We start from the raw sequence: 20,197 nt of genomic DNA on the forward strand, positions 1-20,197 counted from the left end.
GTGGTTTGGCTGTTCGTAGACAGCGCGGCGGGCTGGCGGACCTCTCGACACTTCGTTCCTACGTGCCCCGAACCCGGCCGAAAGGGCAGCGCGCCATGACCGTTACCGAGTTCGAAGCGAAGGTCCTCGACGTCGCGCAGGAGAAGGTCCGCGCGTTGCTGGCCGAGGCCGGGGCCGAGCACCGGGGCGACCACTTCCAGCGGCGCTACGTCTACGACATCCCCGGCCGGTCAGGTACGTGGGTCCGGCTGCGCGACACCGGCAGCGAGATCACGCTGTGCGTCAAGGAGATCCACTCCGACGCGATCGACGGCGTCTTCGAGACGGAGACGACGGTCGGCGACTTCGACGTCATGAACGCCCTGCTCGGCAAGCTCGGTTACCGGCCGAAGGCATACCAGGAGAACCGCCGGTCCTCCTGGTCACTGGGCGGTGCGGCCGTCGAGATCGACGAATGGCCGCTGATCCCCCCGTACGTGGAGATCGAGGGGAACAGCGCCGATCACGTTCACGCGACGGTGCGCGCGCTAGGCCTCTCGTCGGCCGAGTTGACGAGCGAGAACACGACCAAGGTCTACCGCCGGTACGGGATCGACATCGAGGCGATTCCCCGGCTCACGCTCGGGTGAACCGTGCGGGTCCCCGCATGCGCCCCCGCGCCCGCACTCCTCAGAGCAGGTGGTCGGCCTTGCCGGCCTTGATGTCGGCGATGAGGGTGCGCAGCGCTTCGGCGGAGTCGGTGAGGTAGTGGTCCTCCTGGCCGTTGACGGCTATGTAGGCGTTGCCTTCGGTGTCGGTGCCGAGGCGGAAGCAGGAGTTGCCCTCGCCGCAGAAGGGGGCTTCCCAGGTGATGTCGGCCATCAGGTGCTCCTCACAGGTCGTGTGCGATGTCGCGGATGAAGTCGCGGGACTCGTCCGGTGACAGGGCCAACTCTTCCAACCAGTCCAGCTGTGCCCGGTATTTCGCGAGTTGGGCCTCGGTGTGGAGGAAGGCCGGTCCGTGCAGGCTGTCCACCTGCACCGTATCGAGTTGGGGCACACGACCCTCGGCGTAGACGGCGTTCTGCCCGGCGCCGGGGAAGGCGCCGCGTGTGAAGGGCAGGGCCAGGATCGTCACGTTGTCGCGCTCGGAGAGGTCCAGGATGTGGTCCAGTTGGGCCCGGGCCACGTCGCGGCCGCCGAACTGCATTCGCAGGGCCGCCTCGTGGACGATGGCGACGTAGGGGATCGCGTTGTCGCCGGTGATCACCTGTTGCCGCTCGGAGCGGTGTGCCAGCCGGAGGGCCACCTCGTGGTCCGGGAGCTTGGGCACGACGACGCGGAAGACGGCCGTCGCGTGGTCTGCGGTCTGCAGGACGCCGGGAATGTGCGCCGTGTTCGCGCCGCGCATGCGTACCGAGTGGGCTTCCATTTCCGCGATGTCGAGCATGCCGGGCGGCAGGCTGCCCCGATAGCGCTCCCACCAGCCGACATCCGACCGGGCCATCGCCACCAGCGCTTCGATGTAGGCATCGTCGCCGCACGCGTAGTTGGTCGCCAGGGTGCGCACGCGCTCGGCGTTGATGGTGCGGATGCCGGATTCCATGTTGGCGATGCGGGTGCGGTCCATCCCCAGGAGGCCGGCTGCGAATTCCGTGGAGATGTCCGCGGAGGTGCGGAGCTTGCGCAGTTCGGCACCGAGGCGCTTCTGGCGCTCAGTTGGCGTGCGTCGCGTCGACATGCAGTCCCCTCGGCTCGTCTGGGGCCAGTCTGCCCCTTGATCCCGCCTCAGTTCAAACCCGTCAGGGGGTAGTTGCAATCAAACTGGAGACAGTTGCACCCGTGATGCCCTACGGTCAGTACAGCGCACCGCTACACACCGCGACGCCGGAAGCGCGCCGCGCGAGCGTGCCCGTCCGCCCTGGGACGGGTGTGCCCGCGACCAGGGCGGCATGCCACCGGCGGGACCGAACACCCCACCCTCACCACGGAGTTCGCCATGCCCGACATCCCCCTCGTGCCCTCCCTGTGGCGCTTCCCCGCACACCCCGCCTCCGTCGCCCGCGCCCGGCAAGCCGTCGCCGAAACCCTCCCCCAGCGCCTGCGGCCCCGCCTCGGGGACGACCTCGGCGTGCTCACCAGCGAACTGCTCACCAACGCCATCCGCCACGGCGCCCGGCCCGAGGAGGACGAGCTGGTCGAGCTCGTCCTGTGGCCCGCCGACGGCCACTACTGGCTCGCCGTCTCCGACCCCGGCAACGGCACACCCCACCTCACCCACCCCGTCCCCGACGCCGAAACCGGCCGCGGCCTCCTCCTCGTCGACCACCTCGCCACCACCTGGACCGTCCGCCCCCGCCCCACCCGCGGCACCTCCGTCATCGCCGGACTCCGGCTCCCGGGCTGACCCGAACGGGTGACTTGTACGCTCGGAGTGCGGGTGATTACGTTCAGTGCTCCACCGCCGAGAGCTTTCGGGCGCGGCCCGGGGGCGATGCGAAAGGGACGGCTGTCGTGAGCCTCAGGGGTCCGGGTGTGGGAGGTGCCGTGTCTGCGGACGGGGCCGACGCCGCGAAGCGCTGGGCGCCCGAGCGCTGAGCTGGGACGAGCTTGGGAAGCTGCCGGGGGATGTCGCGGCCCACGTTGAACTGTGGGACCGCAAGGTGATCCGGAGCGAGCCCGGACCGCTGGAGCACCAGCGCTTCGCCGTACGGATGCGCAACGCGCTCGAAGCCGCCGCCCGCCGAGCGGAGGGGCGCTGCTGGCAGGTCGAGGTTGAGACCAACGTCTTCTTCGCCCCCGACAAGTCCAGCTTCCTCACCCCCGACTTCCTCGTTCGCCGCTGCCTGCCCCGCGGCGCCGACACCTTCGCCGACGACGTGGTCCTCGCGGGCGAGGTGCTGTCGGGCTCCGACACGCCCAAGCGCCGCGCCTGGAAGGCGGACCGGTACGCCGAGGCCGGGATCCCCTGGTACTGGGAGGTGGAACTCGACGCCGCCGACACGTGGGACATCGCGGCAGTGCGCGCGTACGAACGCACCACGTCCCCCGTCGCCGACCTCGTCGTCAAGCCGCTGCGTCCGGCCCGCTACGTCCCCGTGGGGGAGTGGGAGCCCGGGGGCCCGGGGATCGTCTTCCCCGAGCCCTTCAGCGTGGACGTCACCTGGGACGACCTCGCCTTCTGAGCCTCGGGCCCTCGGCCGAGTCGCTGGAGCGGCCGGATCGCCGGCCGGTGGCGCGGACCGGTTCCTCGTACCGGACGGTCTCTGGCAGCGATGGGCCGAGGGATCGCCCGGCGGCGGCTACGGCGACCCCGAGACGTACCGCGAGTTCGCCGGCCGGCTCTGCGATCTCGCCGAGGAGGGCGCCGGGTACTGCGCGGCGAGGAGGCGACGGCCTCGCACTCGGCGGGCCGTCCGCGGAGGGTGACCCGCTCAGCCGCGGGTGACGCGTAGCAGGGCAGTCATCTCTTCGAGTGAGACCCACCCTTCCGTGCCCTCGGCCTCGGCCTCGTCGGCCAGCCGGATCAGCCACGCCTCTTCGGCGGCTGCCGTGGGATCGATCGCCGGTTCGCTCATGCCGCAGATGTAGCAGATGCGCAAGAGGGAAGGGCCCCGACCGCAAAAGAGAGCCCCGGCCACCTTCGTGGTCGGGGCCCTCCTCGTCGGCGCGGGTCAGTTGGTGATCGTGCCCACCAGGCCGCTGACGTTCAGGAGTTCGTGGCAGCCGGCGGACTGCTTGCCGGTGGCCGGGGTGCCGGGCTTCTGGCAGGTGACCTCGACGGAGACGGTCTCGTTCTGGGCGACCTCGATGGGGGTGACCCAGTGGTAGTCCTGGTTGCGGAAGGTCTCCAGGGCGATCGTGGTGATCTTGCGGTCGCCGAAGGTGATGGTCAGGACGCCCTCGTCGCCCTGGAAGTTGGCGACGACGAGGTCGGTGACGCGGAAGACCTGGCCCGCGGGGACCTGGTAGACGCCGGTCTTGGTCTGGCCGCCGGACGCCTTGACGTCGATGGTCTGGGAGGCCTGCTGGTTGCCCGTGACCCCGGTGCCGCCGGAGCCGCCCGAGCCGCCGGCGCCGCCGGTGCTCGCCTGGGCGCCGCTGCCCTGGCTCGGGGTCGGGGCGGCGCCCGCGTCGCCGGGAGCGGGGGCGTTCTGGGCGCTGGTGCTGGGCTGCGGGTGGACGACCTTGTTGGCCGCCGCCTTCGCGGTGCTGCGCACCGTCGGGCGGACCAGCGCGAACCACGCGAGCAGCAGCGCGATGATCGCCGCCAGCACCGCGAGCAGCCACCGCGGGAAGATCGGGATCTGGACGAACTCGCCGTCCAGCGGCGGCCGCAGGGCCGCGCTCTCGTCGGTGACCGGGATCTCCGGGGTGACCGGCTCCATGGCGTACTCGGTCGCCGTCAGGGTGAACGGCCGGGTGACCGCCCTGCCGAACCAGATCGGCCGGCCCGTGCGCACCAGCAGCCGCAGCTCCGCCGACTCGCCGGGCTCCAGCGGCACCCGCGCCGGTGTGAGCGCGAACTTCAGTTCGTCGCCCGCCTGCCCCGGCGTGAAGCCCACCCGCACCGGGGTGTTGCCCTGGTTGCGCACCGCGAGCCGGTAGCGGCCGCGCAGCCAGCCGCGGCGCCGGCGCGGCAGCAGCTCGGTGCGCAGCTCGTGGAATTCGCCGATGTGCACCGTGGTCTCGGGCACCCGTACGGCTTCGGGGTGCTCGGCGGGCAGCACGCGCACCGCGAGGGGCACCGCGCCTGCCCGCACCTCCGGGGAACGTGGCGGATCCAGGCGGATCGTCACCGTCTCGGAGGTGCCGGGGTAGAGGGAGACCCGCGCGGGCTCCACGGTCGTCCAGGGCGCGCAGTCCCCGACGACCTCCAGGGCGTACGCCTCGACGATGTCGCTGTCGTTGCGGACGGTGAGTGTGGTCGTGGCGGTGCCGCCGGGGGCGACCGCCACTTCCGGAATGTCGAGACCGGGCGCACCGGTACCGGAAGAGGCTGCAGAAGGCGTCACGCACGCGAGCGTATGTCCGCACCCGGGATTGCCACGAGGTGTGACGAGGGCAATACAGGGGCAGACCTAATGCCCGGGAAGTCAGGTCAACTATGTTGTTGTTGAACAGAGTTGTTCCATTAATACGACTGACACGCAGTCGGTCAACGGCCCGTGCGACCCTCGCCCGACGTACTCCTCCGACGCCACTGACCGCCCCTGCGTGCACCCGATGCCCCCGAAACCCCGTCACCGAACGCCCTCAGAACTTGCGGAACGCATGACACTCGTGTCATGCGCAGAGGAGAGCCTGAACCATGTCCGTAGCCGTGTCATCAGAACCCGCCACTGCCCAGGCGGACTCCGCGCCCCGGGCTTTACTGAACAGCCGTCCGGCCCGGGTGACCGTGGCCGTCCATGCCGCCGACCTCGTCCTGCGCGTCGGCATCGTCCAGCAGCTCCGCCAGCGCCCCGAGGTCGAACTCGTGGACGGCCCGGACGCGGATCAGGCCCAGGTCACGCTCGTGGTCGTGGACGGTGTGGACGACGAGGTCGCCGCGCTGCTGCACCGGCTGCGGCACAACAACGCCACCCGCACCGGGCTGATCGCCGGCAGCCTCGGCCCCGGCGCCCTCCAGCGCGTCATCGAGTCCGGCGTGGCGGCCGTGCTGCGCCGCGCGGAGGCCGACCAGGACCGGCTGCTGCACCTGGTCAAGGCGATCGCCAACGGCGAGGGCGTGCTCCCCGGCGACATGCTCGGCAAGCTGCTCACCCATGTCGCGAGCCTGCACCGCTCGGAGCTGGAGCCGCAGGGCCTGTCCCTGTCCAGCCTGACCACGCGGGAGGCGGACATGCTGCGGCTGGTCTCGGAGGGCATGGACACCGCGGAGATAGCCCGCAAGACCGCGTACTCCGAACGCACCGTCAAGAACGTGCTGCACGAGGTCACCACGCGGCTGCAACTGCGCAACCGGGCCCACGCGGTCGGTTACGCGCTGCGCAACGGGCTGATCTGACCGCAGCAAGACGTACGCGAGACGTACGCGGGACGTACGCGGGGGGAGCCGCGACTACCCGAAAGCACATCGCCGCTTCCCCCGGGTACGGCCCCCGCGCCCTGCCCTTCCGCCGCGCCGCGCGGCAGGCTGGCACGGTCGCACCCGTACGCGTACCTGTACGCCGATCCGTACGCGCACACGTACGCGCACCCGCACGCCGCAGCACCCTGGGAGGGGACCGTGACCGGACCTGCCGACCCCCGCAGGCGTTTCCGCCTGGGAAGACTCGGGGTGTCGCTGCTGCTGATGGTCCCGCTGCTCGGGGCCACCGCGGCCGCCGCGGGAAACAGCGGCGGCAGCTCCGCCACGCCGCGCGCGGCCGCCGCCGCGACCGGCGCCGACGACCGGATCACGTACGCCGGCACCAAGCACCGCAGCCTCGGCGAGGTCACAGCGGCGGACACCAAGAACAGCACCCCGCTGTTCGGCGACGGCCCCACGCACTACGACACGCAGCCGGCCGCGCTCGGCGACCAGCTGGTCTTCGCCAGCCGCCGCGACGAGCAGAAGCCGCAGATCTACCTGCGGGCGGCGGACGGCTCGGTGCTCAAGCTCACGGAGGGCATGGACGCCGCGCACCCGCGGCTCACCCCGGACGGCGACTCGGTCGTCTTCGACGCCGTGGAACCGGCCGCGGGCGGCGGCACCCAGCGCGACCTGTGGCTGGTGCACACCGACGGCAAGGGGCTCACCCGGCTCACCGACACGCCGGACAACGAGGAGAACCCCACCGTCTCCCCGGACGGGAAGCGGATCGCGTTCTCCTGCGACAACGACCCGGCCACCGGCCCGCAGATCTACGTCCGGGACCTCTACAGCGGCCCGCTCACCCGGATCAGCGACCCGGCCAACGGCCCGGCCACCGAGCCGGTGTGGAATCCGGTCGACGACGACGCGCACCGCGACCTCGTCGCCTACACCGCCACGATCCCGCCCGACAGCGGCCCGCGCCTGACTGGGGCCAAGGCCGTCGCGGCGGCGGTCGCGAACGGCAGCCCCCGCCTGCGGGTGACGGACGGCACGACCGACCAGCCGTTCATGGCGGGCGACTACGCCTCCTGGCGGGCCCACGGGGCATCGTGGCTGCCCGACGGGGACGAGGTGGTCTTCCTCAGCCCCGAGGTGACGTGCAGTTGCGAGGGCGACTTCGACCATGTCTTCCGCACCTCGCTGCACTCGGACGGCGAGCCCTCGCTCGTGCTCACCGAGGACCGCGAGGTCACCTCGCCCACCTGGGTCGGCCCGGTCGACGGCGGCGGCGCGATCGTCGAGCGCGACACCGCGGCCAACCCCTGCATCGTGACCCTCCAGGACGTCCGGATGGACGGCTCCGACCCGCGCGACCTCGGGGTGACGATCCTGGAGGAGGACCCGGCGGCCTGGACGAACACCGACCCGTCGAAGAACCCGCTGTTCGTGCCCGCGGCCGGCTACGACCCGTGGAGCGAGCGGCAGAACTACACGCCGGACGGCCGCCGGATCGTCGTGACCCGCTTCGAGGACGTCGACCCCGGCAACGCCGACACCGCGCGCACGGAGCGGATCTGGCAGGTGGACGCGGACGGCACGCACGGCGAGCCCATGCCGCTGGCCGGGCGGAGCGACACCGACTGGGACACCGACCCGACGTTCTCCCCCGACGGCACGCACATCGCCTTCACCCGCACCTCCCCCGGCGGCGTCCTGGACGCGGCCGGGCCCAGCACCGTGCTGATCGCCGACGCCAAGACCGGCGAGATCACCGGGAAGATCACCCCGCCGGCGGACGCGGCGCAGGGACGGGACGCGCAGCCCACCTGGTCGCCGGACGGCACGATGCTCGCCTTCACGCGGGACACGACGAACGAGGGCGGCCAGAAGCACATCTGGACCGCGCCCGTCGCGAACCTCGCCGACCAGCACGACGTGACCAAGGACAACTGCCCGGACGGCTGCGCGGTCATCGACGACAGCCCGGCCTTCTCCCCGGACGGCCGCGGCATCGTCTTCAACCGCAAGAACTGCGACTGCCGCGAGGGCGAGTACGACGGCCTGCTCCAGGTCGCCGCGGACGGCAGCGGCTGCAAGGTGCTGCTCCCGCAGGCCGCCCGCGGCAACGCCTGCACCACGGAGCTGCCCGACACCTCGCAGACCGGGCCCTTCCAGCCGCGCGACGCGGCCTGGACGGCGGACGGCAAGAGCATCGTCTTCACCTCGCGCGAGACCGACGCCCCCAACAGCCCCGAGCATCTACGGCTGCTGGACCCCGCGACCGGCACCGTCACGGCGCTCACTTCCGGGCTCGACGGGAGGCAGAAGGAGCCGTCCGTCCAGCAGTCCGTGGACCTCGCGGTCGACGCGCCCGGCACCGTGCCCGCGGCCACCGTCGGCAAGCCCGCCACCGTCACCGTGAACGTGGTGAACCACGGCCCCGCCGCCTCGCCCGGCACCGTCCTGACGATCGCGCCGCCCACGGGTGTCCGGGTCACCGGCATCACCTGGCCCGGCCACACGTGCGAGGCCGCGTCGCTCCAGTGCGACGTGGGCATCGTGCCGCCCGGCGAGAGCGTGCCGGTGACCGTCACGGTGATCGGCGACGTGCCCGGCAACGGCTCCATCGGCTGGCACGTCACCGGCTCCGTCGTCGACCCGCTGCCCGACGACAACGACGGCGACACCGTCGTCCCCGTGCAGGAGGCCCCGCCCACCTCGCCGCCGACCACCCCGCCGCCCACGACCACCCCGCCGACCACGCCCCCGCCCACGCAGCCGCCCGCCCCGCCCGCGCCCGAGGCCGGGCCCGGGGTGCATGTCACCGCGCAGCCCAACCCGGGCTACGTCGGCGGCAAGGTCGTCGTGACGTACACCGTGCGCAACGGGCGCAACGCCCTCGCGACCGGTCTCCAGCTGCACATCGGGCTGCCCGCGGGCCTGCCCAACTCCGGTCCGCCGCCCGGCTGCGACAGCTCCTGGGTGTGCGCGCTGCCGGACCTCAGGCCCGGGAAGAGCGTCGTCGTCACGGTCGTGCTCAGCCCCGACAAGGCGCTCACCGGCACCGTGACCGGCCGCCTCACCACGACCGGCACGGACGCGGACCTCGGCGACAACACCGCCCGGCAGAAGCTGCGGATCCTCCAGCCGGTGATCATCGCGGTGCCGCCGATCGGCAAGCCCGGCTTCGTCACCTCCGTCCGCGGCAAGGACTTCCCGCCCGGCGCCCCGGTACGTTTCACGTGGAACCCCGGCATCACCGCGGCCGCCGCGCCGACCTTCCCCGGCAAGGACCGCACCTTCATCGGGCAGCTGCTCATCCTCACCAAGGACCAGACCGGCCCGCGCACCATCACCGCCACCGGCCCCGGCTTCACCTGCGAGCCCATCGACTTCCTGGTGGTCAGCGGCAGCATCCAGCCGCCCGACGAGGTGACCCGCCGGTGATCCACGAAGTCGACGACGCCCTCGGGCGGCTCATCACCGAATCCGGCCTGGAGGCGTCGGGCGTCGAAGTGGTCTTCGACGCCCCGACGAAGGAATGGGCCGCGCGGCGCGGCGGCCCCACGGTGTGCGTCTTCCTCTACGACATCCGCGAGGACGTCAGCCGCCGCGGCAACGGCGCGGGGGAGATCTACGACGAGGACGGGCACGTGGTGGGGCGGCGCACCCCGCCGCGCTGGTTCGAGCTGACCTACCTCGTCACGGCGTGGGCGACCCGTCCGCAGGACGAGCACATGCTGCTCTCGCAGGTTCTGACGACGCTGACCTCCACCGAGACGCTGCCCGCGCGGCTGCTCGGCGGCTCACTGGCCGAACTCGGCCTCCAGATCGGCCTGGACACCGCAGGCACCGCGATGGACGCGCCCGCCGCCGCCGACGTCTGGTCCGCCTTCGGCGGCGAGCTCAAGGCCTCGGTGTCGGTACGGGTCCGCGCCCCGCTCGCGGGCGTCACCCGGCAGACCGCGCCGCCCGTCACGGAGGGCCTGGTGCTGCGCACGACCGACCCCGTCCACGGGGCGGAGGAGCCCGACCCCGGCCGCCGACTGCGCTACCGCGAGGTCAGCGACCCGGGCGGGGACGGCTTCGCGGGCCCGCGCGACCGCGGCGCCCCGCCCGCCCGCCGCCGCCGCGGGGAGCGCCAGCCGTGAGCACGGTTGCCACGAGCGTGGCGGAGGAGGCGCAGCCGGGCGATGCGGCCCCCGGGGAGCCGGGCGAGGCGGCCGAGCCGGGCGCGGTGGCCGGGGCGTCCGGCGGGGAGCCGGACTTCGATCTCTGGGAGCGGCTGGCGCACGTCGAGGTACGGGTACGGGCCGCGGTCGAGGCGCGGCGGGGGGAGGACCCGGACCCGGACGACCCGTACCGGGGGCAGTACCTCACGCCCGAGGCCGCGCAGCGCGTCCTCGACGGGCCCGGCGGGCTCGGCCTGCCCGCCACCGGGAGCTGGCGCCCCGCGCCGGGGACCGTGCTCGACGGGCTCGCCGCCCGCTTCGGGCTCACCCCGCTCGACCTCGACCTGCTGCTCGTCGCCCTCGCGCCCGACCTGGACGCCCGCTTCGAGGCGCTCTACGGCTACCTCAACGACGACCTGACGCGCCGCCGCCCCACGGTCGGGCTCGCGCTCGAACTGTGCGGCCGCACGGGGACGTCGGCCGCCCGCTTCCGGCTCACCCCCGGGGCGCCGCTCGTCGAGGGCGGCCTGCTGGAGGTCACCGAGCCCGAACGGCCCCCGCTCTCCCGGACGTTGGCGGTGCCCGACCGGGTGACCGCGCATCTGCTGGGCAGCTCCCGCCCCGATGTCCGGCTCACCGCCGTCCTCGGCGAGGCGGTCCAGGACCCGGCGGCCGACCCCGAGCACGTACGGGCGGCTGCCGGCGCGGCGGCCACCGGTACGGGCCTGGTCCACCTGCGCAGCAAGGGCGGCGACGCCGAAGGCCTCGCCGTCGCCGCGCTGCGCGCGTCCGGGCTGCGCCCGCTCGTCCTGGACGCGGCGGCGCTCGCCCCGCGTGCGGCCGACGTGCCGGACATCGCCCGCGCGGCCGCCCGCGAGGCCCGGCTGACCGGCGCCGGGGCGGTGCTCGGCCCGCTGGAGGCGCTGCCCGACCGGCCCGCGGAACGCGCCCGCGTGCTGGGCGAGCTGTGCGCGGCCCTGCGCGGCATCCCGCTCTTCACGCACGGCGGCTCCGCGTGGGATCCGGCGTGGGCGGCGGACAGCCCCGTCGTCCTGACCGTGGCCGCGCCCTCCCCCGAACGCCAGACCGCCCGCTGGCGGCACGCCCTGGACGAGGCGGCGCGGGCCGTACGCCCGGAGGTTCCCGGCACGGTGGACGCAGGTCCGCAGGCCGCCGCCGTACCACAGGAAGGGTCCGGCGCCGTACCGTCCGAGGAGCCCCCCGCCGCACCTCCAGGCGAACCCGGCGCCGCACACGTACCCCCCGCCGTACCTCCCGCCCAGGACGCCGCGGCGCTCGCCGCCGCCGTCGGGGCGCACCGGCTGGACGCCCGGCAGTTGCGGCGGGCCGCCGACGTCGCCGTACGCACCGCCGCGCTCGCCGCCCGCCCGGTCGCGGCGGACGACCTGCGTACCGCCGTACGCGCGCAGAACGGCGCGGGGCTGGAGCGGCTGGCCCGCCGGGTGGAGCCCGGCGTCGGGTGGGACGACCTGGTCCTGCCGCCGCCCACCCACCGCAGGCTACGCGAACTCGCCCTGCGCGCCCGGCGCCGCGACCAGGTGCTCGGGCAGTGGGGGATGCGGCCGGGCGGCGGCCGCGGGCGCGGCGTCATCGCGCTCTTCTCCGGCGAGTCCGGCACGGGCAAGACGATGTCCGCCGAGGTCGTCGCCGCGGACCTGGGCATGGACCTCTACGTCGTGGACCTCTCCACGGTCGTCGACAAATACGTGGGGGAGACCGAGAAGAACCTGGAGCGCATCTTCACCGAGGCCTCCGCCGTCAACGCGGTGCTGCTCTTCGACGAGGCCGACGCGATCTTCGGCAAGCGCTCGGAGGTGAAGGACGCGAGCGACCGGCACGCCAACATCGAGTCGGCGTACCTGCTCCAGCGCATGGAGTCCTTCGACGGCATCGCCGTCCTGACCACCAACCTGCGGGCCAACCTCGACCCGGCCTTCACCCGCCGGATCGACGTCGTCGCCGACTTCCCCGTGCCCGACGCGGGCCGCCGCCGGGATCTGTGGGAGCGCTGCCTCGGCGACCGGCTGCCGCGCGCCGCCGACCTGGACCTCGCCTTCTGCGCCGAGCGCTTCGAGCTGGCCGGCGGCTCCATCCGCGCCTGCGCGGTGACCGCCGCCTACCTCGCGGCGGAGGCGGAGGGACCGTTGACCATGCGGCAGGCGGTGACGGCCGTCGCGCAGGAGTACCGCAAGCTCGGCCGCCTGGTCCTGGCGGGCGAGTTCGGCCCCTGGCTCGCGGAGATCACCGAGACGTGACCGGCCGGTAGCAAGGGGCCGCGAGGGACAGCCGCAAAGGGCAGCGGGCCTGCCCCCCGGCAGGTCCGCCCGTCTCTGGCCGCCCCGGGCGTCTGCTCCGCAGACTCGGAGCGGAGACAGGTGATCCGCAGCCGGATCCGCAGCCGGTTTGGACGCGAAGGAGCGAGTATGGCGACGTACCTCACCCCGGGTGTGTACATGGAGGAGGTGCAGTCCGGGGCACGGCCGATCGAGGGGGTCGGCACCGCGGTCGCCGCTTTCGTCGGCTTCGCCGAGACCGGACCCTTCCACGCACCGACCCTGGTGACCAGCTGGGACCAGTACAGCCAGTCCTTCGGCGGCTTCACCGAGGGCACCTACCTGGCGCACGCGGTCTACGGCTACTTCGCCAACGGCGGCGGCGCCGCGTACATCGTGCGCATCGGCGGGGCCGCGGGCACGGGCGCGGACAGCTCGCAGAAGGCGGTCGGTTCGGCGCAGCCCGTCGAACTGGGCGGCTTCACGGTCGTGGCCAAGCCCGGTGCGTCCGGTCTGACGGTCGAGGTCGCGGACGCGGAGGGCGAAAGCCCCGCGGAGGACCGCTTCAAGCTGCTGGTCAAGCAGGGCGACAAGGTCGTGGAGACCTTCGACGCCTCGACCCGCAAGAACGTCCGCGCCTACCTCGTCACGCAGGCGCGCGGCTCCGAGTACGTCGAGGTCGCCGAGAAGCGCGGCGGCGCGCAGACCCGCCCGGCCAACGGCGTGACCGCGCTGGCCGACGGCCCCGCCCCGGCGGGACGCGGCGGCTCCGGCGAGGTGCAGCGGCTCAGCGCGTCCGAGTACGTCGGCGACACCGCGGCCCGTACCGGCTTCGGCGGCCTGGAGACGATCGACGAGATCACCATGGTCGCCGTCCCCGACCTGATGAGCGCCTACCAGCGCGGCGCGATCGACGCCGAGGGCGTCCGCACCGTGCAGCTCGCCGTCATCGCGCACTGCGAGCAGATGGGCGACCGGGTCGCCGTGCTGGACGCCCCTCCCGGGCTGTCGGCGCAGCAGGTGCGCACCTGGCGCAACGACGAGGCGGGCTACGACTCCCGCTACGCGACCCTCTACTACCCGTGGGTGCGGGTCTTCGACCCGGCGCTGGGCCACAACACGACCGTCCCGCCGAGCGGCCACATCGCCGGTGTGTGGGCGCGCAGCGACACCGAGCGCGGTGTGCACAAGGCGCCCGCGAACGAGGTCATCCGCGGCGCGGTGGACCTGGAGCTCAAGCTCAGCAAGGGCGAGCAGGACCTGCTCAACCCCATCGGCGTCAACTGCGTGCGCTCCTTCCCCGGCCGCGGCATCCGCGTGTGGGGTGCCCGCACCCTCTCCTCCGACCCGGCCTGGCGCTACCTGAACGTGCGCAGGCTGTTCAACTACCTGGAGGAGTCCATCCTGCTGGGCACCCAGTGGGTGGTCTTCGAGCCGAACGACGACCGGCTGTGGTCCAGCATCCGGCGCAACGTCACGGCCTTCCTCACCGAGGAGTGGCGGCGCGGCGCGCTGTTCGGCCGCACCGCCGACGAGGCCTTCTACGTCAAGTGCGACCGCGACAACAACCCGCCGGAGTCGATCGACCAGGGCCGGGTCGTGTGTGAGATCGGCGTCTGCCCGGTCAAGCCCGCCGAATTCGTGGTCTTCCGGCTGGCCCAGTTCTCCGACAGCACCAGCCTCATCGACGAGTGACCGTGCACGCGAACGCGACGGCGAACGTGACGGCGAACCAGCGACGCAGCAAGGAAAGGTGACGGACAGTCATGGCAGAGGGCGACGCGCTTTCCACCCACATCTTCGGTGTGCAGCTCGGCGGCTACCTGGTGGAGTCGGTCCAGGAGATCAGCGGGCTGACCGTCGAGGAGGAGGTCGTCGAGGTCCGGCAGGTCAGCTCGGACGGCAAGCAGATCATCCGCAAGCAGCCCGGTGCCCGGCTGGCCGGTGAGATCACCATCACCCGCGGCATCGACAAGAGCAGCGAATTCACCAAGTGGATCAAGGAGACGCTCAACAAGGGCGCCGTCAACACCGCTCGGCAGAACCTCACGATCGAGATCAAGGACTCCGAGGGCAGCACCGTCCGCCGCATCCAGCTGATGCAGGGCTGGGCGTCCAAGTGGGAGGGCCCGTCCCTCAACGCGGGCCAGTCGTCCGCGGCCACCGAGTCCGTGACCATCGTGTTCGAGGAGATCGTCGTCGAATGAGGCGCCGTACGGTCAGCGCGGGCAGCCTGGAGGAGATCCTCGAGGCGACGGCACCGCTCGCCCGCGCGGCGGAGCAGCCGGGCGAGGCCGCGGGCGCCGCGGCCCCCGCGGCTCCGGCGGCCGCCGCCCGGCGGCAGCAGGTGCTGCGCGACGAGTTCGACTTCGAGCTGCCCCGCGGCTACGTGGACGACGAGGGCGTCGTGCACCGGCACGGCGCCATGCGGCTGGCCACGGCCCGCGACGAGCTGCGCCCGCAGATCGACCTGCGGGTGAAGGAGAACCCGGCGTATCTGAGCGTGGTCCTGCTCAGCCAGGTGATCACCCGGCTCGGCACGATCACCGATGTGCACGCCGGGATCGTGGAGCGGATGTACGCGACCGACGTCGCCTTCCTCCAGGACTTCTACCGGCGGGTCAACAGCGAGGGCCACACCCGCGCGGCCGTGACCTGCCCGCACTGCGACGGCGGCTTCGAGGTCGACCTCTCGGGCGGGCGCCTGGGGGAATCGTGACGTACGCCCTCCCCCGGCTGCGGGAGGAGATCGCGTACATCGCCTACCACTTCCACTGGGCGCGCGAGGAGATCCTCGACCTCACGCACGACGAGCGCCGCCAGTGGGTGAACGAGATCGCCCGTATCAACACCCGTATGAACGAAGGCGGTTGAGCACATGGCATGGCGGGACAGGCTGCACCGCCGCCCCGCGAACGGCTCCGCGAAGGGCTCCGCCGGGGCCGAGGGTGGGTCGGGTGCTTCCGCGCGGGGTGCGGGTGCTGCCGGAGGCGCTGACGCGCCGGGTGGTGCGGGCGGTTCCGCCGGGGGTGGGGGCGGTACGGGGCCGGGCGGTGCGGGGCGTTCCATGCCCGCCGGGTGGGACGGTGGGTGGCGGCGGACGTCGCCGCCCGAACTGACGGTCCAGCGCTCCGCGTTGGGCGTGAGCGACGGGCTGGTCTTCCGGGGGCGCCTCGCGTCGTGGCAGAACCCGATGTTCGACAACGGCCTCGGCCACGCCGTGTCGTCGAGCGCGCCCGCGGGCGTGGCCCGCGGTGTCGCGCGCCCGTCGGCCGGACGGCCCGCCTCTTCCTCCTCCGCCGGGCGCGGGGGCCCGCTGCTGCTCAGTGCGGTGCCGGACCGTACGCAGGGCGGGGCGTCGGCCCGCGAGGGCGCGGCGGGCGCCACCGCCTCGCGGCCGCTCGCGCATGCCGCCGACTCCCCTGCGACGCTTGCCGGTTCGGGGCCCGTGGTGCAGCGGGCCGCAGATACCTCCGCCTCCTCCGCGGCCGCGGTGCCGATACCGCTCGTACGGCGGGTCGCCGTCGTGCCGGGCACGGGCGAGGCCCCGCCCGCCGCGGGCGGTCGCGACTTCGCCGCCGGGGCCGTCCCGGTCGTGCGGCCCCGCCCGGTGGGGCCCTCGCCGGTGGTCGCCCGCCGCCCGGCCCGTCCGGCGGCACGGCGGCTGAGCGCGCTGCTTCCGCCGGTCGCGGCTCCCGTGCAGCGGGCGGAAGAGGCTTCCGGAGCCCCGTCCGCACCGGCGCTGGGCGGCCGGGATCCGCTGGGCGCGCCCGCGGGTGCGGCTCCGCACGCGGCGGCCTCGCCGGGCGCCGGGGCGGGTGCCGCGTCCCCGGCGGCAGGCGGAATGCCGGTGGTGCAGCGGGCGGAGGGGGCTACTGACGGTACGGGTGCCGGGCCGCACGCCGGTGCGCAGGGCGGCGCCGCGTCCGTACAGCGGTCGGTGCCGTCGCTCGGAGGGCGCGATCCGCTGGGCGGGGTGCCGGATGTGGCAGCGCCGGTGGCGCCCGCGTCCGGGGGCGTGACCGCTGGGGGACTGCCGGTCGTGCAGCGTGCGGAAGGTGCGTCGGACGGCGGCGCGGGCGCGCATTCCGCAGGTGGCGGCTCCGCACGGGGTGCCGGGAGCGGCGACGGGCGGGGCGGCTCGGCCGCGGGCGCGCACGCCGCGGGGGGCGGCTCCGGGCCGCACACCGGGAGCGGTGAGGCCTCGGGGGCGGCCGGGGCGCGGGGCGGCTCGGCCGCGGGCGCGCATTCCGCGGGTGGCGGCTCCGGGCGGGGCGGGGGCTCGGGGGCGGCCGGGACGACGGGTGGCTCGGCCGCGGGCTCGCAAGGCGGTGGGGCAGCCGGTGCCGCCTCGGGTACGACCGGTGGGGCACCGGGGGGCGCCGTGCAGCGGGCCGTGCCGCCGCTGGGCGGACGCAGCCCGCTCGGGCCTCCCACGGCCCAACTCCCCGACACAGCAGCGCCAGTGGCCTCCAGCTCCGGCGGCGGGCTGCCGGTCGTCCAGCGTGCGGAGGCAGCTCCCGGCGGGGGTGGTCCGGCAGGCGACGGGTCCGGCACGGCGTCCGGCGGTGGCGCACGGGACGGGCGGCCGTCCGGTTCCGCGAGCCGCGATACGGCGGGCGCCGACGACGCGTCCGGTACGGCGCCGGGTGCGGACGCGGTCCACGCAGGGCCCGTGCAGCGGTCGGTGCCGTCGCTCGGCGGCAGGACCCCGCTGGGCGAACTGCCCGACGCGGCGGCGCCGGTGGCGCCCGCGCCCGGGGACGCGACAGCTGGGGGACTGCCGGTCGTGCAGCGTGCGGAGGGCGCGGCCCCGGCAGGCGGCGCGTCCGGTACGGGCCCGCGCGGCGGTGACGTGCCCGCCGGTCGTGGCCAGGCGGCGGCAGGGAGCGGTACGGGGGCGCAGCCGGGTGCGGCCTCTCGCGCCGGTGACGCACCCGGCGGTGACGCCACCCGCTCCGTGCAGCGGGCCGTGCCGCCGCTCGGCGGACGCAGCGCCCTCGGGGCGCCGATGACCCAACTCCCGGACAGCGCACAGCCCGTGGGCCCCACCGGAGCGCCCGGCGGCGGCATGCCCGTCGTCCAGCGTGCGGAAGGTGCTGCGGACGGCGCGGCCTCGGCGTCCGGCGCGTCCGGTACGGGCCCGCGCGGCGGTGACGCGCCCGGCGGTCGTGGCCAGGCGGCAGCCGGGAGCGGTACGGGGGCGCAGCCGGGTGCGGCCTCTCGCGCCGGTGAGGCACCCGGCGGTGACGCCACCCGCTCCGTGCAGCGGGCCGTGCCGCCGCTCGGCGAACGGAGCCCGCTCGGGGCCCCGACGGCCCAACTCCCTGACATTGCACAGCCGATGGGAGCGGCTCCCGGCAGCGGGCTGCCCGTCGTCCAGCGTGCGGAGGGTACGTCCGAGGCGCCCGGCGCGCAGCGCCCCCGCAGCGGTCTGGGCGCCCCCCTCCCCGGCATGCCCGCGAGCGCGGAGATCCCCGGCGCGCCCCGAACCGCCCGGCGGGCCCCGGCCACCCCCGTGCTCGGCCCGAACGACCTGCGGCCCCGTACACCCGCGTCCCCCGCCGCCCCGGCGCACCCGGCAGCCGGTGCGGCCCCCGCCGCCCCCCTCGTCCGCCGCCCGGCGCCCACCGGCCCGCCCCCCGTCGTCATCGCGCGCGCCCTCGCGAGCGGCGGCGGCAACGGCGGCGGCGCCCACCCGCTCACCCTCTTCCCGGCGAAGCCCCGAGCCGCCCGCCGCGCCCTCCCGCTGCTCACCGCCCGCGGCCTCACCCTCAGCACCGGCTCCGCCGAGGCCGCCGCCCCGCCCCCCGCAGCGGCCGCGGCCCCGCCCGTGGTGGCCCCGCGGTGGCCCGGCGCCCCGGGCGTACCGCAGGTCCAGCGGGCGGAAACGGGCTCGGCGCCGCCGCTCGTCCGGCCTGTGGCGCCGCCCGCCCCCGCACCCTCCGCAGTCCCCGGCGCGCTCGCCTCCGCAAGCGCGCCCCCCGTCGTGCCCCTGCTCCAGCCCCGCCCCACCGCACCCGGCGGAAGCGGAAGCGGAAACGGCAGCCCCTCGCCCGCCCCCGTCGTCCCCGTCGTCCAGCGCTCCGCCCTGAACGGCCCCGACTTCGGCCTCCCCCCGGGCGTCCCGGTCACGGCCGTCCCGAAGCCGCAGCAGCCGCAGCCGCAGCCGCAGGTCCAGCGCCGTACCGCGGGCCTCACCGCATCCGGCGCGCAACCGCAGCCGCAACCGCAACCGCAACCGCAGCCGCAGGCACACGGCACCGATCCCGCCGAACTCGACGATCTGGCCCGGCGGTTGCTCGAACCCGTCTCCCGGCTGCTGCGCACCGAGCTGCGCCGCGGCCGGGACCGTATCGGCCGTCCGCACGACGGCCGCCGCTGAGGGCGGGGAGAGGGAAGAGGGAGTCACCAATGACGGACAGCATCTTCGCCACGAGCGTGTTCTTCCGGCTCGCGATCGGCGGCAACGACCTGGGCGCCTTCCACACGTGCTCCGGCATGGGCGCCCAGGTGGAGATGGAGAGTTACGCCGAGGGCGGCAACAACGGCTTCACGCACCAGCTGCCCGGACGCGTGACGTGGTCGAACATCACGCTCACCCGCCCCGTCACCGCCGACACCGCGAAGATCGCCCGCTGGCTGGACGAGACGCTGCGCCGGGTGGAGCCCAAGGACGGCGAAATCGTCGCGCTGCGGCCCGACTTGACGCCGATCATCAGCTGGCAGGTCTTCGGCATCGTCCCGGTGCGCTGGGAGGGCCCGTCCTTCGACCCGTCCAACTCCCAGGCCGCGGTGGAGACGTTGGAGATCGCCCACGAGGGTCTGCGCCCGGGCTGATCCCCGCGACGTCCGACCACCAGCCCAACCGCCCGCCGCCACAACGCCCGTGAGAGACACCCGTCCGGAAAGGAACCCCCCGCATGTCCCCTGCGCTCCCCTCCGGCCGGACCTCGGCCCAGCTCGTCCTCATGGAACCGCCCGCGACCGTGGGCGCGAAGCCGGGCGGGCAGATCGCGCAGCTCAAGCTGCAGTTCAACCCCAACACCCTCCAGTTGCAGAAGACCAACGAGTGGCGGCGGACGCCGTCGCGGATGGCGGAGGAGTCGGCGCTGCCGGAATTCGTGGGCAGCGGGCCGCGCACCCTGAGCCTGGAGGTCTTCCTCGACGCCACCGCCACGCACGACAACTCGGTGGAGCAGGCGGTGGAGAAGCTGCTCAAGGCGTGCGTGCCGACCCCGGCGAGCCTGGGCCGCAAGAAGCCCGCGAGCCCGTGGGTGCGGTTCGAGTGGGGCACGGCCCGCACGACCTCGTTCTACGGCGTGGTCATGAGCGTCGCGGCGACGTACACGCTCTTCGACGTGGACGGCAAGCCGCTGCGGGCGACGTGCGCGCTGTCGATCGAGGAGGCGAGCGTCGACGTGCCGGGCCAGAACCCGACGTCCGGCGCGCGTACCGCCCGCAGCACGCACACCGTGGTGGCGGGCGACACGCTGGCGATGCTGGCGTGGCGGGAGTACGGCGACGCGTCGGCCTGGCGGGAGATCGCGGAGGCCAACGGCATCGACGACCCGATGGCGCTCGCGCCCGGCACGGAACTCGTGGTGCCCGCGCTGCGCGGGTCCGGACTTGAGGGCTGACGCCCGAGCTCCCGCAGTGGTCGGCCGAGGGACGAGGCCGCCCGCGGAGGGAGTGAGCAGGAAGACCGACCACAAGAGCGGAGGAAGAGG

General features: G+C 74.3%; 17 protein-coding genes and 1 pseudogene. 14 read left to right on the forward strand and 4 right to left on the reverse strand.

The genetic code is table 11. The features are described from left to right. The first annotated feature begins 95 nt into the window (after positions 1-95). Positions 96-629, forward strand: coding sequence for a class IV adenylate cyclase (locus tag ACH4SL_RS20365; protein ID WP_398447376.1), 534 nt, complete (start codon positions 96-98; stop codon positions 627-629). 40 nt (positions 630-669) lie between these two features. Here the strand turns inward: ACH4SL_RS20365 and ACH4SL_RS20370 are convergent, their stop codons facing one another. Both ACH4SL_RS20370 and ACH4SL_RS20375 read right to left on the reverse strand, forming a co-directional pair. Next, positions 670-861, reverse strand: a complete 192-nt coding sequence (locus ACH4SL_RS20370; protein ID WP_398447378.1) for a hypothetical protein — start codon at positions 859-861, stop codon at positions 670-672. Positions 862-871: 10 nt separating this feature from the next. Then, positions 872-1,720, reverse strand: coding sequence for a helix-turn-helix domain-containing protein (locus ACH4SL_RS20375; RefSeq protein WP_398447380.1), 849 nt, complete (start codon positions 1,718-1,720; stop codon positions 872-874). Positions 1,721-1,978: 258 nt separating this feature from the next. Here ACH4SL_RS20375 and ACH4SL_RS20380 point away from each other — a divergent pair, with 258 nt between their 5' ends. After that, complete coding sequence (locus ACH4SL_RS20380) at positions 1,979-2,386, forward strand: ATP-binding protein (protein WP_398447382.1); 408 nt, start codon at positions 1,979-1,981, stop codon at positions 2,384-2,386. Positions 2,387-2,573: 187 nt separating this feature from the next. Further along, positions 2,574-3,164 carry a Uma2 family endonuclease gene (locus ACH4SL_RS20385; protein WP_398447813.1) on the forward strand — a complete coding sequence of 197 codons (591 nt, stop codon included), beginning with the start codon at positions 2,574-2,576 and terminating at the stop codon, positions 3,162-3,164. A 249-nt stretch (positions 3,165-3,413) separates the two neighbouring features. Here ACH4SL_RS20385 and ACH4SL_RS20390 read toward each other — a convergent pair. Both ACH4SL_RS20390 and ACH4SL_RS20395 read right to left on the reverse strand, forming a co-directional pair. Continuing rightward, positions 3,414-3,521 (reverse strand): annotated as a pseudogene (locus ACH4SL_RS20390) (prevent-host-death family protein); the annotation flags it as partial. A 132-nt stretch (positions 3,522-3,653) separates the two neighbouring features. Beyond that, positions 3,654-4,994, reverse strand: a complete 1,341-nt coding sequence (locus ACH4SL_RS20395) for a hydrolytic protein (RefSeq protein ID WP_398447384.1) — start codon at positions 4,992-4,994, stop codon at positions 3,654-3,656. A gap of 296 nt (positions 4,995-5,290) precedes the next feature. Between ACH4SL_RS20395 and ACH4SL_RS20400 the strand changes: the two genes are divergently transcribed. From ACH4SL_RS20400 to ACH4SL_RS20450, 11 genes are all read left to right on the forward strand, one after another. Further along, on the forward strand, positions 5,291-5,989 hold the full coding sequence (locus ACH4SL_RS20400; RefSeq protein WP_398447386.1) for a response regulator transcription factor: 699 nt from the start codon (positions 5,291-5,293) through the stop codon (positions 5,987-5,989). Between the two features lie 222 nt (positions 5,990-6,211). Further along, positions 6,212-9,448, forward strand: coding sequence for a hypothetical protein (locus ACH4SL_RS20405; RefSeq protein ID WP_398447388.1), 3,237 nt, complete (start codon positions 6,212-6,214; stop codon positions 9,446-9,448). Beyond that, a complete protein-coding gene (locus tag ACH4SL_RS20410) occupies positions 9,445-10,152 on the forward strand; it encodes a DUF4255 domain-containing protein (RefSeq protein WP_398447390.1) in 708 nt (235 codons plus the stop codon). Before ACH4SL_RS20405 ends, ACH4SL_RS20410 begins: the two co-directional genes overlap by 4 nt. Before the next feature lie 86 nt (positions 10,153-10,238). Continuing rightward, positions 10,239-12,449 carry an ATP-binding protein gene (locus tag ACH4SL_RS20415; RefSeq protein ID WP_398447815.1) on the forward strand — a complete coding sequence of 737 codons (2,211 nt, stop codon included), beginning with the start codon at positions 10,239-10,241 and terminating at the stop codon, positions 12,447-12,449. 168 nt (positions 12,450-12,617) lie between these two features. Continuing rightward, positions 12,618-14,162, forward strand: coding sequence for a phage tail sheath family protein (locus tag ACH4SL_RS20420; RefSeq protein WP_398447392.1), 1,545 nt, complete (start codon positions 12,618-12,620; stop codon positions 14,160-14,162). A gap of 71 nt (positions 14,163-14,233) precedes the next feature. After that, on the forward strand, positions 14,234-14,674 hold the full coding sequence (locus ACH4SL_RS20425) for a phage tail protein (RefSeq protein WP_031512817.1): 441 nt from the start codon (positions 14,234-14,236) through the stop codon (positions 14,672-14,674). Then, entirely contained in the window at positions 14,671-15,186 is a 516-nt protein-coding gene (locus tag ACH4SL_RS20430; protein ID WP_398447394.1) for a hypothetical protein, read from the forward strand. The genes ACH4SL_RS20425 and ACH4SL_RS20430 overlap by 4 nt, the downstream gene beginning before the upstream one ends. Then, a complete protein-coding gene (locus tag ACH4SL_RS20435; RefSeq protein WP_199923323.1) occupies positions 15,183-15,341 on the forward strand; it encodes a DUF6760 family protein in 159 nt (52 codons plus the stop codon). The genes ACH4SL_RS20430 and ACH4SL_RS20435 overlap by 4 nt, the downstream gene beginning before the upstream one ends. A 193-nt stretch (positions 15,342-15,534) precedes the next feature. After that, on the forward strand, positions 15,535-18,852 hold the full coding sequence (locus tag ACH4SL_RS20440) for a hypothetical protein (protein WP_398447396.1): 3,318 nt from the start codon (positions 15,535-15,537) through the stop codon (positions 18,850-18,852). Between the two features lie 29 nt (positions 18,853-18,881). Continuing rightward, the gene (locus tag ACH4SL_RS20445; protein ID WP_031522107.1) at positions 18,882-19,307 is read left to right on the forward strand and encodes a phage tail protein; all 426 of its coding nucleotides are present in this window, start codon (positions 18,882-18,884) and stop codon (positions 19,305-19,307) included. Between the two features lie 83 nt (positions 19,308-19,390). Beyond that, positions 19,391-20,107 (forward strand): LysM peptidoglycan-binding domain-containing protein, encoded by a 717-nt coding sequence (locus tag ACH4SL_RS20450; protein WP_398447398.1) that lies wholly within the window; start codon positions 19,391-19,393, stop codon positions 20,105-20,107. The last annotated feature ends 90 nt before the right edge of the window (positions 20,108-20,197 follow it).

Source organism: Streptomyces sp. NPDC021020 (assembly GCF_044333285.1).
GTDB lineage: Bacteria > Actinomycetota > Actinomycetes > Streptomycetales > Streptomycetaceae > Actinacidiphila.

Coding starts and splice junctions, on each gene's coding strand:
- ACH4SL_RS20375 (WP_398447380.1), bottom strand. CDS start 1,720: ATGTCGACGCGACGCACGCCAACTGAGCGCCAGAAGCGCCTCGGTGCC.
- ACH4SL_RS20440 (WP_398447396.1), top strand. CDS start 15,535: ATGCCCGCCGGGTGGGACGGTGGGTGGCGGCGGACGTCGCCGCCCGAA.
- ACH4SL_RS20380 (WP_398447382.1), top strand. CDS start 1,979: ATGCCCGACATCCCCCTCGTGCCCTCCCTGTGGCGCTTCCCCGCACAC.
- ACH4SL_RS20430 (WP_398447394.1), top strand. CDS start 14,671: ATGAGGCGCCGTACGGTCAGCGCGGGCAGCCTGGAGGAGATCCTCGAG.
- ACH4SL_RS20425 (WP_031512817.1), top strand. CDS start 14,234: ATGGCAGAGGGCGACGCGCTTTCCACCCACATCTTCGGTGTGCAGCTC.
- ACH4SL_RS20420 (WP_398447392.1), top strand. CDS start 12,618: ATGGCGACGTACCTCACCCCGGGTGTGTACATGGAGGAGGTGCAGTCC.
- ACH4SL_RS20370 (WP_398447378.1), bottom strand. CDS start 861: ATGGCCGACATCACCTGGGAAGCCCCCTTCTGCGGCGAGGGCAACTCC.
- ACH4SL_RS20445 (WP_031522107.1), top strand. CDS start 18,882: ATGACGGACAGCATCTTCGCCACGAGCGTGTTCTTCCGGCTCGCGATC.
- ACH4SL_RS20450 (WP_398447398.1), top strand. CDS start 19,391: ATGTCCCCTGCGCTCCCCTCCGGCCGGACCTCGGCCCAGCTCGTCCTC.
- ACH4SL_RS20365 (WP_398447376.1), top strand. CDS start 96: ATGACCGTTACCGAGTTCGAAGCGAAGGTCCTCGACGTCGCGCAGGAG.
- ACH4SL_RS20400 (WP_398447386.1), top strand. CDS start 5,291: ATGTCCGTAGCCGTGTCATCAGAACCCGCCACTGCCCAGGCGGACTCC.